This window comes from Streptococcus sp. ST16, assembly GCF_046098135.1.
GTDB lineage: Bacteria > Bacillota > Bacilli > Lactobacillales > Streptococcaceae > Streptococcus.
The window spans coordinates 1-14186 of sequence record NZ_JBJUSE010000003.1; the positions used below are offsets into that span (position 1 = coordinate 1).

14 protein-coding genes are annotated in these 14186 nt (G+C 41.3%); 9 read left to right on the plus strand and 5 right to left on the minus strand.

Features of this window, described 5'->3' with window-relative positions:
- Positions 1-1824, plus strand: a 1824-nt coding sequence (locus ACIY14_RS02785; protein ID WP_409001446.1) for a mucin-binding protein, incomplete at its 5' end; no start/stop codon positions are given.
- Between the two features lie 254 nt (positions 1825-2078).
- On the opposite strand, the gene ACIY14_RS02790 is transcribed toward ACIY14_RS02785, so the two are convergent.
- Positions 2079-2339: a hypothetical protein gene (locus ACIY14_RS02790; protein WP_000542374.1), complete on the minus strand. Its 261-nt coding sequence runs from the start codon at positions 2337-2339 to the stop codon at positions 2079-2081.
- Positions 2340-3081: 742 nt separating this feature from the next.
- Here ACIY14_RS02790 and ACIY14_RS02795 point away from each other — a divergent pair.
- The 8 genes from ACIY14_RS02795 to ACIY14_RS02830 all read left to right on the plus strand — a co-directional run bounded on the left by ACIY14_RS02795 (position 3082) and on the right by ACIY14_RS02830 (position 11178).
- Positions 3082-4197 (plus strand): DUF4767 domain-containing protein, encoded by a 1116-nt coding sequence (locus tag ACIY14_RS02795; RefSeq protein WP_409001447.1) that lies wholly within the window; start codon positions 3082-3084, stop codon positions 4195-4197.
- 211 nt (positions 4198-4408) lie between these two features.
- Entirely contained in the window at positions 4409-5338 is a 930-nt protein-coding gene (locus ACIY14_RS02800; RefSeq protein ID WP_000714584.1) for a sugar ABC transporter permease, read from the plus strand.
- 13 nt (positions 5339-5351) lie between these two features.
- Positions 5352-6275 carry a carbohydrate ABC transporter permease gene (locus ACIY14_RS02805; RefSeq protein WP_409001448.1) on the plus strand — a complete coding sequence of 308 codons (924 nt, stop codon included), beginning with the start codon at positions 5352-5354 and terminating at the stop codon, positions 6273-6275.
- 107 nt (positions 6276-6382) lie between these two features.
- Entirely contained in the window at positions 6383-7867 is a 1485-nt protein-coding gene (locus ACIY14_RS02810) for an ABC transporter substrate-binding protein (protein WP_409001449.1), read from the plus strand.
- A 160-nt stretch (positions 7868-8027) separates the two neighbouring features.
- Entirely contained in the window at positions 8028-8717 is a 690-nt protein-coding gene (locus ACIY14_RS02815) for a lysostaphin resistance A-like protein (protein WP_409001450.1), read from the plus strand.
- A 66-nt stretch (positions 8718-8783) separates the two neighbouring features.
- A complete protein-coding gene (locus tag ACIY14_RS02820) occupies positions 8784-9080 on the plus strand; it encodes a bacteriocin immunity protein (RefSeq protein WP_409001451.1) in 297 nt (98 codons plus the stop codon).
- 129 nt (positions 9081-9209) lie between these two features.
- Positions 9210-10196, plus strand: a complete 987-nt coding sequence (locus ACIY14_RS02825) for a rhodanese-related sulfurtransferase (RefSeq protein WP_409001452.1) — start codon at positions 9210-9212, stop codon at positions 10194-10196.
- Between the two features lie 121 nt (positions 10197-10317).
- Positions 10318-11178 carry a DUF4299 family protein gene (locus tag ACIY14_RS02830; RefSeq protein WP_409001453.1) on the plus strand — a complete coding sequence of 287 codons (861 nt, stop codon included), beginning with the start codon at positions 10318-10320 and terminating at the stop codon, positions 11176-11178.
- Positions 11179-11240: 62 nt separating this feature from the next.
- On the opposite strand, the gene ACIY14_RS02835 is transcribed toward ACIY14_RS02830, so the two are convergent.
- The 4 genes from ACIY14_RS02835 to ACIY14_RS02850 all read right to left on the minus strand — a co-directional run bounded on the left by ACIY14_RS02835 (position 11241) and on the right by ACIY14_RS02850 (position 14097).
- Positions 11241-12203, minus strand: a complete 963-nt coding sequence (locus ACIY14_RS02835) for a DUF6574 domain-containing protein (RefSeq protein WP_409001454.1) — start codon at positions 12201-12203, stop codon at positions 11241-11243.
- Between the two features lie 62 nt (positions 12204-12265).
- Positions 12266-13198 (minus strand): DUF4097 family beta strand repeat-containing protein, encoded by a 933-nt coding sequence (locus tag ACIY14_RS02840; RefSeq protein ID WP_409001455.1) that lies wholly within the window; start codon positions 13196-13198, stop codon positions 12266-12268.
- Positions 13191-13784 (minus strand): DUF1700 domain-containing protein, encoded by a 594-nt coding sequence (locus ACIY14_RS02845; RefSeq protein WP_409001456.1) that lies wholly within the window; start codon positions 13782-13784, stop codon positions 13191-13193. Before ACIY14_RS02845 ends, ACIY14_RS02840 begins: the two co-directional genes overlap by 8 nt.
- Positions 13771-14097, minus strand: a complete 327-nt coding sequence (locus ACIY14_RS02850; RefSeq protein ID WP_000273860.1) for a PadR family transcriptional regulator — start codon at positions 14095-14097, stop codon at positions 13771-13773. Before ACIY14_RS02850 ends, ACIY14_RS02845 begins: the two co-directional genes overlap by 14 nt.
- Positions 14098-14186: the final 89 nt, after the last annotated feature.

Here is a 14186-nt window from a genome sequence, read left to right on the forward strand (position 1 = left end):
GACAAGCAAAAAGTAACCTATACCATCATCGATGATACAACTAATACCACTTTGGAAGATAAGAAAGAGCTTACAAGTGGGAACTCTGATACTCCTCTTCCAAATGGTACAGAAGCGAAGTATGATTCAATCGTAGCTGCTTACCTAGCTCAAGGTTATGAATTGGTTTCGAAAGACCAGCTTCCAGCCAAGTTTGACCTTGATAGTAGCTATGACCAAAATGTAGTAGTTCACGTGAAACACAAAGTGTCAACTTCTACAGAAACCAAGACTGTAACGCAAACGATTAACTACGTCTACGAGGATGATAATACACCAGCAGCTCCAGAGAAGAAAACGACCTTGACTTTCTCTAGAGAAGTGAAAACAGATGAAGTGACGAAGGATGTTACACCGGGGGTTTGGGCACCATCTACTGGCACCTTCCCAGAGGTAGTTTCTCCAACTGTTGATGGCTACACACCAGATAAGGCTAAAGTTGACGCAGAAAACGTAACTGCGGATCAGGCTGACATCAAGGTTACGGTTAAATACAAGGCCGACAAGCAAAAAGTAACCTATACCATCATCGATGATACAACTAATACCACTTTGGAAGATAAGAAAGAGCTTACAAGTGGGAACTCTGATACTCCTCTTCCAAATGGTACAGAAGCGAAGTATGATTCAATCGTAGCTGCTTACCTAGCTCAAGGTTATGAATTGGTTTCGAAAGACCAGCTTCCAGCCAAGTTTGACCTTGATAGTGGCTATGACCAAAATGTAGTAGTTCATGTGAAACATGGTACAAGCTCTAGCCAAGAAAATAAAGCAGTAAGCATGACCGTTCGTTACCATGGTGCAGGTAGCCAAACACCAGCTGACCAAGTACAAATAGCGACTTGGACTCGTACCGTGACGACAGACAAGGTGACTGGCTCTGTTGTGAACACCACAGATTGGACAAGTGACAAAGCCAACTATGATGCTGTGCCATCGCCAGTGATTCCAGGTTACACAGTGGATATTGCGACCGTTCCATCAGAAGCAGTTACCCAAGAAAACATTGTTAAAGACGTTCATTATACTGCTCAGAATACAGCTCAAACCCAAAAGGTTACCTACACAGTTGTAGATGAGACAACCGGTCAGACTCTGGAAAATCAAGTTGAATTGACAAACGGTGAGTCAGGTACTTCTCTTCCAGCTGCTGCTCAAACGAAATACGACACTGTGATTGCAAGTTATTTGGCACAGGGTTACGAAGTGGTTTCCAAGGATGAATTGCCAGCTCAGTTTGATACCGACAGTAGCGTAGACCAAAACGTGGTAATTCGCTTGAAACACAAAACTGTTTCAGTTGAGGAAACCAAACAAGTAAGCATGACTGTTCGCTACCATGGTGCAGGTGGTCAAACCCCAGCAGACAAGGTACAAACAGCGACTTGGACACGTACCGTAACGACAGACAAGGTAACTGGCTCTGTTGTGAGCACGACGGATTGGAGAAGCGACAAGGCAAACTACGATGCAGTTCCATCACCAGTGATTCCAGGTTACACTGTGGATGTTGCGATTGTTCCATCAGAAGTTGTTACCCAAGAAAACATTGTTAAAGATGTTCATTATACTACGGTTCCAGTAGCACCAGAAGTCCCTAATACTCCTGATACTCCAGTTAAACCAGGGGCACCAACGACACCGTTCACACCAGAACACCCAGCACATACTCTCCCACGAACAGGTGAATCTCAGGTTGGTTCAAGCCTTGTGACGCTGACAGGTCTAGGCTTGCTTCTATCAGTTCTTGGTTTGGCAGGACGTCAGAAAAAAGAGGACGAATAACTTTTTATAAGTTGTAAAAAGTCAGGTCTTTCATTGAAGAAATACTAGAAATAGTTTAAAGATGAATGATTTAGTGGAAAAATGAGCCCCGCAGGCAACCTCAGTTAGTTGACTTGTGGGGCTTTTCCCTTGTTTTGAGGAATGAGACTCAGAAAGGAGCAAGTGCAAATAGAGACTTTTGGTCGCTGAAATAGAAGCGAGGCGAAATCACTAAATGATTCCGCCTCGTTTCTATTTTAAATCTTGCACGGAGCTTATATCTTTCGGTTTTTCTTACTGTAAAAGGTTCCTGCTAAAAGACCGAGAATAGCTGGTGCTACCGCAATAAGTGTTAGTGAAACCCATTCTGCTGTAATAAACCGTTCACCAAAAACGACAAATGGAATGAGCCAGTTAAAAATCCCTGTAAATGGGAAGAACCATTTATAACAAACCCTTCTTTTACCAGCAGAAAAGCCACATAACAATTCGACACTAGGAGCCAAAAGGTAAAAATAAAGCAGGCTGTAGCCCATCTCTTCCCCTATAATCCTACTTAATCCCCAACAATAGCACGAGGGCATAAAAGGCGTCTTAATCAATTGTTTCGTGTTCAACCTCCTGTCCCAAATCCGGTATAATCATTGTTTCAATAATGTTTTCGACAAGCGAAGTAAATTGCCAAAAGAATAAAGGTAGGGATATTTGCAAACAAAAAAGTTAAGGAAATCAGACAGAAAATCTCCCACCAGGTTATGTTGTTAGTTAAGGCCAGAGAGAAGATTGTCAATAAAGAAAAGCAATAAGTTATGCCTGGCAGTATGAAACTCAGCTACTTACTTTCTTTTTTGGAGAGAAAAATCTGTAATAGGATTCCTCCAGTCAGGATTGGCAATATGATAAATGAAACGATTACGGTTCTCATTTGTTTCAACTCCCTCCATCATTTTGATATTCAGACGTTACTATGTCAGACGAATCAAAGGAATAGATGTATTGGAGCTTATAAGCGCAGTTTCTTTACCTACAGTCTCCAGAATACCCATTTCATATTGAAAGTAACACTAAATAAAAAAGTCAATCAAGAGATTAATGCTTAAGAGAGATGGAGGATTGCTACCCTCTTATTCCTAAGTTCTAAAACATCTATATAAGATATTTTGAACTGACTATTATCCCCATTCTTTTCAGAGCTATCTCTGAGAGCAAGGAGTACAATAGAAAAAATAGCTTGGAAGGAGTATAATGAAGGTATAAAGATAGTTTGGAGGTCTGACCATGAAAAAGCTACTACTAGTCCTAGCTACTAGCATGCTAGTCTTATCTGCCTGCCATAAAATGACAGAGGATGGAGCAACTAGTCCGTCAATACCAAGGGAGCAACAAACCAAGGAAACAACCAACTATTTTCACTATTTAGCAGATTCCTATCGAAAAGCTCTTTCGCACGAAAAAGAATCCAAGGATACAACTGTTCAGTCATCGATGGCTGCCACAGTTGCAGCCATGGAAGAACTCCAGTTATCTAATCCGACTGATCAAGCCTTGATTATGAAGAACTACTCAGATTTTCATAAGCTGATCCAATACAACACCGAAAAGTGGGAAGAAGAGTTTGCAAGTTGGGCTTCTTCTATGGGGCGGTTCTATCATAGACTAGAGCATAGAAATTTTGATGAAAAGAATGATCTCATCAAAAAATTAGAAGCAACAACTGTCTCTCAGAAAAGTGTCAAATGGAATGTTTTTGGAGTATCGAGTGACAATGCCTATGATTACTTGGTTTTGGATGCCTACTATGACAATCAGGACAAACATTTCTACCTATTTACACTGAAGGATGGGCAAGCACAGGTCTTGCATACCGATAAGACACTGGAAACTATCTCTACTGCAAATTTTGAAGAGACTGAGAATACAGATTTAGCGCAACGTTTTAAGGAATTTCTATTAAAAACAAGTGTAACTACAGAGAGCGAGCTAGATACAGATAATAGTTCTTTAATAGACAAGATAAAAACAGCCATGGAATCCTATTCGGATAGTAAAGGTGAAAGATTTAAGTCGACTAGCCTAGCAACATATGGTCGTTATTATGGGCTTGCAGTGCCAGACCAGATTATGCAATTTGGGCAAGTGGATGGAATGAACTATACTTTTAAATGGTATGGGTATATTGCAGGTTCAGGTTCTGGGCGGTTTGAAATCTTAGCTTGCTATGTGAATGAAGCAGAGACAGAGGTGATTCTCTTTGGCTACAAGGATGGTAACCCTGCTCTTTTACACACCGAAGGAAGACCAGAGATTGATAAAAATGAATCAGGGGCTATCATAAATGCCCAGGTTCATTTTGTCGAGTTTCATCACCCAATATTAGAACAAGTTTTCAAGTAACAAATATGGGCAATACCTCTTGCAAGCAAGACGTTTCTCGTGAAACACACTTCTTATAGAAAAAACTTCTCCACATAAAATAATTTGTGGAGTTTTTTCTATAATTAGTAGTTTAACCTAGCCATCAATTAGGAGTATACTAATAATGTAATCGTTATCAAACCTAAAAATTCGATGAAATCAGTTTTTAGGAATAAAAAGGGAGGAAATTATGAAAAAGTTTTCAAAGACCTTGAGAGATAACTGGATCTTTCTCTTGATGGTTTTACCAGGGGCACTCTGGTTGATTCTATTCTTTTACATTCCAGTATTTGGGAATGTGGTCGCCTTTAAAGACTACCATATGACCAGTAATGGTTTCATAGATAGTATTGTGAATAGTAAATGGGTCGGGTTAGATAATTTCAGATTCTTGTTTAGTTCAAAAGATGCCTTTATCATCACTCGAAATACTGTCCTCTACAATCTCGGCTTTATCTTTATCGGTTTGATTGTATCAGTAGGGATTGCCATTATCCTCAGCGAGCTCCGCTCTAAGAGAATGGTTAAGATTTTCCAAACGTCTATGTTGTTCCCTTACTTCCTGTCATGGGTTATCATCAGTTTCTTTACAGATGCCTTCCTAAACATTGACAAAGGGGTCTTCAACCATTTCCTAACATCCATTGGCATGAAGGAAGTCAACTTCTACGCTGATTTAGGCATTTGGCCATACCTTCTCCTTTTCCTAGGTATTTGGAAAGGCTTTGGATATAGCAGTGTCATGTACTATGCGACAATCATGGGAATCGACCCAACCTACTACGAAGCAGCAACAGTGGACGGGGCTAGCAAGTGGCAACGTATACGCAACGTAACCATTCCTCAGTTGACTCCACTTGTAACAGTTTTGACAATTCTTGCAGTCGGAAACATCTTCCGCGCAGACTTCGGTCTCTTCTATCAAATCCCACACAATGCTGGTCAGCTTTACAATGTAACTAACGTTTTGGACGTCTATGTCTTTAATGGTTTGACTCAGACAGCAGATATCGGTATGGCTTCAGCAGCCGGTCTTTACCAATCCGTTGTTGGTTTGATACTGGTTATCCTATCAAACTTGCTTGCAAGACGAGTCGATCCAAACTCCGCTTTGTTCTAGAAAGGAGGAGAATATGACAAAAAAGAAAATTAAAAAAGAAAAAATCGATAATGTCGGCATTCACTCCTTCAGTAAGAAAGCAGATATCTTCTTTAGTATCATCTCTGGTTTGATCGCTCTTTCTTGTATCTTGCCCTTTATCTTCGTTATCATCATTTCGGTGACAGACGAAAAGAGCATTCTCCAGTATGGATATAGCTTTTTCCCTTCGAAGTTCGGTGTAGATGGATTCCAGTTCTTGGCTCAGTTTAAAGATAAGATCCTCCAAGCGCTCTTTATCTCAGTTTTTGTAACAGTAGTCGGGACAGTGACCAACGTATTCATCACGACAACCTACGCCTACGCCATCTCACGGACAACCTTTAAGTACCGCAGATTCTTTACGATCTTTGCCCTTCTTAGTATGTTGTTCAATGCTGGTTTGGTACCAGGCTATATTGTGGTCACTCGTTTGCTTCAACTTGGTGATACCGTTTGGGCCTTGATTGTTCCAATGCTTCTCTCACCATTCAATATCATCTTGATGCGTTCCTTCTTCAAGAAGACCATTCCAGAAGCTATTCTTGAATCTGCTCGTATCGATGGTGCCAGCGAAGCCCGGATCTTCTTCCAGATCTGTTTGCCATTGTCCCTTCCAGGTATCGCAACCATCACGCTTTTGACAGCTCTTGGTTTCTGGAACGACTGGTTCAACGCCCTTCTTTACATCAAGAGTGACAACTTGTATCCATTGCAATATTTGCTCATGCAAATCCAGCAAAATATGGACTACATCGCAAAAGCAGTCGGCCTATCTGGTCAACTGGGAGTTGCTCTTCCAAAAGAAACAGGTCGTATGGCCATGGTTGTGGTTGCAACCCTTCCAATCGCGATTCTCTATCCTTTCTTCCAACGCTACTTTGTTAAAGGTTTGACCATCGGTGGTGTGAAAGAATAGCACTTGCTGAGAAACACCATTTCTCTCTTCCCAACTTCATCTTAGTGATTGAAGTAAAAATCATTAAATCGTTTATAAGTTTAAAAACAAAAAAAGGAGTTTTTATCATGAAAAACTGGAAAAAATATGCTTTTGCATCTGCTAGCGTAGTCGCTTTGGCTGCAGGTCTTGCTGCTTGTGGAAACCTTACAGGTAACAACAAAAAAGCTGCTGATACTACTTCAGGTGAAAAACCTGTTATCAAAATGTACCAAATCGGTGACAAACCAGACAACTTGGATGAATTGCTAGAAAATGCAAACAAAATCATCGAAGAAAAAGTCGGTGCTAAATTGGATATCCAATACCTCGGATGGGGTGACTATGATAAGAAAATGTCCGTTATCACATCATCTGGCGAAAACTATGATATCGCATTTGCATCTAACTATGTCGTAAATGCTCAAAAAGGTGCTTATGCTGACTTGACTGATTTGTACAAGAAAGAAGGAGCAGAGCTTTACAAAGCACTTGACCCAGCTTACATCAAAGGGAACACTGTAAACGGTAAAATCTATGCAGTACCAGTTGCAGCTAACGTTGCGTCATCTCAAAACTTTGCCTTCAACGGAACTCTTCTTGAAAAATATGGTATCGACATTTCAGGTGTCACTTCATACGAAACACTTGAACCAGTCTTGAAACAAATCAAAGAAAAAGCTCCAGATGTAGTGCCATTTGCGGTTACGAAGAACTTTATCCCATCTGATAACTTTGACTACCCAGTACCAAACGGACTTCCATTTGTTATCGACCTTGAAGGAGACACCACTAAGATCGTAAACCGTTACGAAGTACCTCGTTTCAAAGAACACTTGAAGACTCTTCACAAATTCTATGAAGCTGGATACATTCCAAAAGACGTAGCAACAAGCGACACTTCATTTGACCTTCAACAAGATACTTGGTTCGTTCGTGAAGAAACAGTAGGACCAGCTGACTACGGTAACAGCTTGCTTTCACGTGTTGCTAACAAAGACATCCAAATCAAACCAATCACTAACTTTATCAAGAAAAACCAAACAACACAAGTTGCCAACTTTGTTATCTCAAACAACTCTAAGAACAAAGAAAAATCAATGGAAGTGTTGAACCTCTTGAACACTAACCCAGAACTCTTGAACGGTCTTGTTTACGGTCCAGAAGGCAAGAACTGGGAAAAAGTTGAAGGTAAAGAAAACCGTGTACGCGTTCTTGATGGCTATAAAGGAAATACTCACATGTCAGGTTGGAACACAGGTAACAACTGGATCCTTTACATCAACGAAAACGTTACAGACCAACAAATCGAAGATTCTAAGAAACAATTGGCAGAAGCCAAAGAATCTCCAGCGCTTGGATTCATCTTTAACACTGACAGTGTGAAATCTGAAATTTCAGCAATTTCTAACACAATGCAACAATTCGATACAGCTATCAACACTGGTACTGTAGACCCAGATAAAGCTATTCCAGAATTGATGGAAAAATTGAAATCTGAAGGTGCCTACGAAAAAGTATTGAACGAAATGCAAAAACAATACGACGAATTCTTGAAAAACAAAAAATCATAAGCTCGATTGATTTCGTGTATTCATTCCTAATTCCTAAAAATGTGATCACTGCCTTCTCTAGTTCTCTAGGGGAGGTAGTGATTTTTAGGATGTAAAAATGAAAAGGGTAGTTCTAAGAGTTTTGGAGATGTGATATACATGTATCTACAGGAGGTCCGTTATGAAAAAATATCGTCTTCTTTTCAAAATGAGTGCTGTCTTCTCTTACCTATTTTTCGTATTTGGTCTTTCTCAGCTGACGTCTATTGTTCAAAATTATTGGCAATTTTCTTCTCAGGTAGGAAATTTCTTCTGGATTCAAAATATCTTAAGTATGCTATTTAGTGGAGTCATGATTTGGATTCTGCTTAAGACAGGCCATGGTTATCTCTTTCGCATTCCAAGAGAAAAATGGCTTTGGTATTCGATTTTGACAGTATTAGTGGTAGTGCTCCAGATCTCTTTTAACGTTCAGACAGCTAAATATGTTCAGTCAACTGCGGAAGGTTGGGCTGTATTGATTGGTTATAGTGGGACTAACTTTGCAGAGCTAGGTATTTATATAGCCCTGTTCTTTCTGATTCCACTGATGGAAGAGTTAATCTATAGAGGATTACTGCAACACGCCTTTTTTAAAGATTCGAGATTTGCTCTTGATTTGCTTCTTCCGTCTATTTTATTTGCTCTCCCTCATTTTTCAAGCCTGCCTAGTCTGTTAGATATCTTCGTCTTTGCAACATTTGGAATCATTTTTGCTGGTTTGACCCGCTATACCAAGAGCATTTATCCTTCCTATGCGGTGCATGTGATCAATAATATTGTAGCGACATTACCATTTTTGCTGACTTTTTTACATAGGGTGTTTGGATAAAATACTGGCGAGAGTTAGGAATTATAGTGTTTCAATTTATAAGCGAATTTCAGGAGGGAAATGAGTATGACACCATTAAAATGGTTTGCTGGAGGAAGTGAAAGACGTTGTGAAGCCATGACTATCATTGATCATCTATTGGAAGATATAAAGGCTGCGCCTCAACTTGCTCCCTTGAAAAATCAGTTAGTGATTTATAAAAAACGATTAGAGGATGGTGGGACCTCTACTCCATTTATTCTGAGCCAAATGAATGTTGACATCTCGCGTGTATTGATTGAAAACAAGCTAAGTTTGTCAGAAAGTCAAGCCGAGCAGATCAAAAAATTGAGAGAATTATCGGCGATTCGCTATGGTTACTGATGAAGTGCAATGGCAGGTCTCTCTACAATTTCCGGTCAAATAAATTGCATTCGTTTTTTCAAGTGGGTATACTAGAATAGTTGAATGAAAAATTCTGAAAATTTAAGAATAGAAAAGAGAACAAATCTTATGGCAAAAGATATTCGTGTCTTACTTTACTACCTCTATACTCCAATTGAAAATGCAGAGCAATTTGCGGCAGATCACTTGGCTTTCTGTAAATCAATCGGTCTCAAAGGCCGTATCCTAGTCGCTGACGAGGGAATCAACGGAACAGTTTCAGGTGACTACGAAACAACTCAAAAATACATGGACTACGTTCACAGCCTCCCAGGAATGGAAGACCTCTGGTTCAAGATTGACGAAGAAAATGAACAAGCCTTCAAGAAGATGTTTGTTCGCTACAAGAAAGAAATTGTCCACCTTGGTTTGGAAGACAACGACTTTGATAATGACATCAACCCACTTGAAACGACGGGTGCTTACTTGTCTCCAAAAGAGTTCAAAGAAGCCCTTCTTGATGAAGATACAGTGGTCCTTGACACGCGTAACGATTATGAGTACGACCTAGGACATTTCCGTGGGGCTATCCGTCCAGACATCCGCAACTTCCGTGAGTTACCACAGTGGGTCCGTGATAACAAGGAAAAATTCATGGACAAGCGTGTCGTAGTTTACTGTACAGGTGGAGTTCGCTGTGAGAAATTCTCAGGTTGGATGGTTCGTGAAGGCTACAAAGATGTCGGCCAATTGCACGGAGGAATCGCAACTTACGGTAAAGACCCAGAAGTTCAAGGTGAGCTTTGGGATGGGAAAATGTACGTCTTTGACGAGCGTATCGCAGTCGATGTCAACCATGTTAACCCAACCATCGTAGGAAAAGACTGGTTTGATGGAACACCATGTGAACGCTATGTCAACTGTGGAAATCCCTTCTGTAACCGTCGTATCCTAACATCAGAAGAAAATGAAGACAAGTACCTTCGTGGATGCTCATACGAGTGTCGTGTTCACCCACGCAACCGCTATGTTTCAGAAAATGAATTGACACAAGCAGAAGTTGTTGAGCGCCTAGCTGCTATCGGTGAAAGCTTGGATCAAGTCGCTACTGTATAACATCAAACAGCCTTCAGGGGCTGTTTTTCTATGCTTTTTATCTAAAAATCTAAAATTTGTTTCTGTATCTTTCAGGAAAATAGGTTATACTATGTGCAAACGATTTCAAAGGAGGCCGGTTATGGCGAAAACATTTTTTATCCCAAATAAAGAAAGCATTCTAGGACAACAGGAGGTCTTGACTGCCAAGTCCATCTTGGCCTTGGTGGAGAGCTTGGAGTCACACAGTTATGATGCCGTCTATCTCCGTCAGCCCCTCAATCGTCTCGAGTATATCGAATGTGGGATTGTAGGGCAGTCGCAATTTCTTTTCAAGGTCAACTATGCGGATAGTCGAAAAGGTTATCAAGTGGTGATTCCAGATTTTCTTACTAGAGCGGACTGGGAGATTGTAGAGACTCTCCTCCAGGCCCTATCTGGTAAGTTGGGGCAAGCGGTAGAAGGGCTAGAAGGCTTTAACTTTGAAGCTTATTTCCGACAAACAGTTCAGAATTATCTAGATGATAAAGTAGCTCGTCTAGTATATTGCCAAGGGCTCTTGTCCCCTATCTATCTCAATAAGGAATACCTCAAGAGCTTTTTAGCAGAGGATGGATTGGCACGTTTTGAAGAGTTGGTCAAGAAGGTTCAAGGTTCTGATGCCTACCTTGCCAGTGTGAAATTTTACCCAGACGCCCAAGGCAAGGTGCACGGTATCTATCACCTCGCTCAGGGAGTCAAGACGATTTTGCCAAAGGAGCCCTTTGTACCAGTGTCTTATTCCGAGCAGCTGGTAGGCAAGGAGCTTGTTTGGGAGATTGACCTAGTGAAGATTTCTGGTGACGGCTCAAAAGCAGAAGACTATGAAGCCATCTCTCGCTTGGATTATGCAAAATTCCTAGAGTCACTACCAGAAGCATTTTACCAGCAATTAGATGCTAATCAATTAGAAGTACAATCCATCCTAGGACAAGACTTTGAGAAATTGGCAACTGTCAAGTAGCCACGGCTCAAAAAAGAGTAAGCATAAAAATCCCTGTCATTAATAAATGGCAGGGATTTTGGTTAAAAGAATGTCAGGATGCGAAGGTAGTCCACTGTCAGCGCAAGCTCTGCAATGAAGAAGGGTAAGAGAATAGCAGCATCAAGTAAGACAGCTAGCAAGAATCGATAAAATGGGTCGAGGCTACTGGTCTTACTTGGCTTGCTAATCACAAAGAGATTGCCAAGAGCAAAGATGGCCATGCTTAGAAGAGTGAGGATGCCAGCGAATCGCAAGCCACCAAAGAGTGCAAAGAAACTTGCTAGAGCTGTTAGGACAAGTGGGATAGCAAAGAGTCTGCTATACCGATCAAAGGCTTCTTGGAATGTGAAGTCGCTCTCCTGGTCCAACACACGTCGGACAGTAAAGCCTCCCAAAATGATGGAAAAGTAAAATAGAGCGCTAGCGACCAATATAGAAAGGCCAGCAAAGAGATCTAAAGGTGGGAGCTGGTTAGGAGAACTATTAGCAATAGAAATCATATAGCCATAGTAGAGGCGCTTGATATGATAGATACTAAAGAAAAGGTTGATTGACGACAGCAAGGTGAGTAGGCCAAAGACACTATAACGATGCCTTTGGTCCGTAGTCTTGCTGGTAGTTGGTTCTTGGATAGCATCCAGCAGCCAAGACCAAAATAGTGCGATTTCTTCTTTGAATCTGGCAGTTTTATGAGGGTCAATATCTGGGATATAGGGGCTTTCTAAAGCCTTGCTGAAGATGCTTTTCTCTTTTGCAGGTTTTTCTTGCTTGTGTTCCTCTTCCTCCTTCCCTTCTCCCTCTTCCTCGGTTTGGGTTTCTTCTATCGTTTCGGGAGCTTCCTCCTCATGCCTTTCCAACTCTTTAGGTGAGACAGGTATTTCTTCGCTTGCTTGTGGTTCGGTCTCCACAGTTTCCGAAGTCTCAGGCTCGTCGGGCTGGATTTCCGATTTCGTCTGAGCTGATTTCTTCTCAAGATCGGCACTTTCAAACCATTCTTGTGTCATGGTGGAACCTCCTTTTTTATGGTCGTTTTCTATCTTTAGACTAGCAGATGAAAGCGTTTTTGTCAATGGTTTCTAGGTGGAGCAGAGTACTCTTCTTCCTTGGGTAGGTAGATATCCTGATTGGCTTTTATAATGAGCATATCCTTAACATCTGCTTTTTCCGTTTTATAAGGGTTGGCAAGTTCATTCTCTTTTTGTTTAGGATGTTCTCTTTGTGCTTTACGATAAATACCGCCATGCTGAGAAGAAATGTCTAGATTGATACGATCGAATTCTGCCTTAGAAAGAAAGAGTCTTAAGTCGTTATGAGAGTCTAGCTCAACCTTACCACGGACCTTGATATTTTCAGCATAGATGTGTTCCTCTTCGGTCTTGACCTGGCTATCTGTCAATTCGGTATCAAAGATATTGATAATACGAGGTGTCGTTAGTGTACTGTTTTTGATAGAGCTTTCTGTTAGCCTTAAAAGATAGCCTTTTGTTTTAATTGTCGCATTTTCAAGGTTGGCTTGCCGGATAGTGGTTTGTCCACGATTGGCTGAGACGGTGATAGCTTGCAGACTTCTTCCTTTAGGGAGGGAGAGAATGACTTCGTCAAAACGGTGAGAATAACTGCTGGCAATACGAAGTAGGCCTTCGATTCCTGAACCTAGAAAGCGATGTTGGGAGGCTTGTTTGTCAGTGACGGTCAGTGTTTTGTCACTCATGCCAGTAGTCAGATCGTGACGACCAGACACGGAAGGATGATAGGTGATGTGGATCCTATCATCTACAGACTCTGTGATGGTCAGGCTATGTTCTTCAAGGGCCAAATCAAGTTTTTCCACTTCATTTCCAAAGGTTACTTCTTCGATACGATTGTCATAGACGGGGTCTTTTGACATGGCAAGTAAACTTTGAATACCATTGGACTGGGCACCTACAATGATCATGATAAAACCAAGGATTGTAGAAACCACACCAAAGATGAGAAATCCTTTTGTCAATTTACGCATGTCTGTCACCTCTCTTTCCTTTTTTAAGAATCCATTGCACCAAGCGAACGACCAGAAGGCCAAAGAAACGAGCTACATAGGAGATACCTAGTAGAACAAGAGAAGAAGCACCGATAGCAAGCAAACCAGCCCCGAAAATCAAGATAAAGGCAGATTTGGCTTCGACTAGGACACTAAAGCTCTCTACGATAAAGACTCCGCCCAGCAGGATACCCGTCACAGAAACGGTGAAAAAAGCTAGAATGACGGAGACAGCCGCGATAAAAAGCCCGATGATGGTTAAGATCATTGCAATTCCAACAGGAATGCCGATAGGGGCTGCTAGTAAGGCCAAGAGTGCAATGTGCAGCAGTTGGCGGTCATTCTTTTGAGCAGGGGCTTCATTGACCTTCTTATTGAGGAGGTTAGAGAGGACATCATGAGCCGCTTCTTTTGGGGTTCCTAGACTAGCAATGAGTTCCTCTTCGCCCTCGGGGCCGGCATCGTCAAATAGTTCCTTAAAGTAGTCCATGGCTTCGATGCGGTCAGCTTCAGGTAGTTTATGGAGATAGGTTTCTAACTGAGTCAGATAGTCAGTTCTTGTCATGGCGGATACTCCCTTCTATGATGCCGTTGACGGTGTCGGTATAGAGCGTCCACTCTTCCTTTAGAGTAACGAGCTGCTCTACGCCCCGATTGGTCAAGGAGTAGTATTTGCGCATACGCCCCTGAAACTCTCTAGAGTAGGTGGTCAGAAAGCCACTGGCTTCCAATTTTTTGAGAATGGGATAGAGCGTAGATTCTTTGATATTGGCGATGAGTTTAATGGTTTGACTAATCTCATAACCATAAGAATCCCCCTGCTCCAGTACAGCCAAGATGAGAAACTCGATCAAGGCAGAGGATGTTGGGAAGTACATGGGAAACCTCCTTTATATTATATAAAAATTTTATATATACTCTTTTCAAATATATTATATCTCAATATGAAAGCCCTGTCAAGAAATAT

What these genes read in the sequence shown, in the direction of transcription:
- ACIY14_RS02825 (WP_409001452.1), top strand. Translation starts at nt 9,210, where the DNA reads ATGGCAAAAGATATTCGTGTCTTACTTTACTACCTCTATACTCCAATT.
- ACIY14_RS02850 (WP_000273860.1), bottom strand. Translation starts at nt 14,097, where the DNA reads ATGTACTTCCCAACATCCTCTGCCTTGATCGAGTTTCTCATCTTGGCT.
- ACIY14_RS02790 (WP_000542374.1), bottom strand. Translation starts at nt 2,339, where the DNA reads ATGGGCTACAGCCTGCTTTATTTTTACCTTTTGGCTCCTAGTGTCGAA.
- ACIY14_RS02795 (WP_409001447.1), top strand. Translation starts at nt 3,082, where the DNA reads ATGAAAAAGCTACTACTAGTCCTAGCTACTAGCATGCTAGTCTTATCT.
- ACIY14_RS02815 (WP_409001450.1), top strand. Translation starts at nt 8,028, where the DNA reads ATGAAAAAATATCGTCTTCTTTTCAAAATGAGTGCTGTCTTCTCTTAC.
- ACIY14_RS02805 (WP_409001448.1), top strand. Translation starts at nt 5,352, where the DNA reads ATGACAAAAAAGAAAATTAAAAAAGAAAAAATCGATAATGTCGGCATT.
- ACIY14_RS02845 (WP_409001456.1), bottom strand. Translation starts at nt 13,784, where the DNA reads ATGACAAGAACTGACTATCTGACTCAGTTAGAAACCTATCTCCATAAA.
- ACIY14_RS02830 (WP_409001453.1), top strand. Translation starts at nt 10,318, where the DNA reads ATGGCGAAAACATTTTTTATCCCAAATAAAGAAAGCATTCTAGGACAA.
- ACIY14_RS02840 (WP_409001455.1), bottom strand. Translation starts at nt 13,198, where the DNA reads ATGCGTAAATTGACAAAAGGATTTCTCATCTTTGGTGTGGTTTCTACA.
- ACIY14_RS02835 (WP_409001454.1), bottom strand. Translation starts at nt 12,203, where the DNA reads ATGACACAAGAATGGTTTGAAAGTGCCGATCTTGAGAAGAAATCAGCT.
- ACIY14_RS02800 (WP_000714584.1), top strand. Translation starts at nt 4,409, where the DNA reads ATGAAAAAGTTTTCAAAGACCTTGAGAGATAACTGGATCTTTCTCTTG.
- ACIY14_RS02810 (WP_409001449.1), top strand. Translation starts at nt 6,383, where the DNA reads ATGAAAAACTGGAAAAAATATGCTTTTGCATCTGCTAGCGTAGTCGCT.
- ACIY14_RS02820 (WP_409001451.1), top strand. Translation starts at nt 8,784, where the DNA reads ATGACACCATTAAAATGGTTTGCTGGAGGAAGTGAAAGACGTTGTGAA.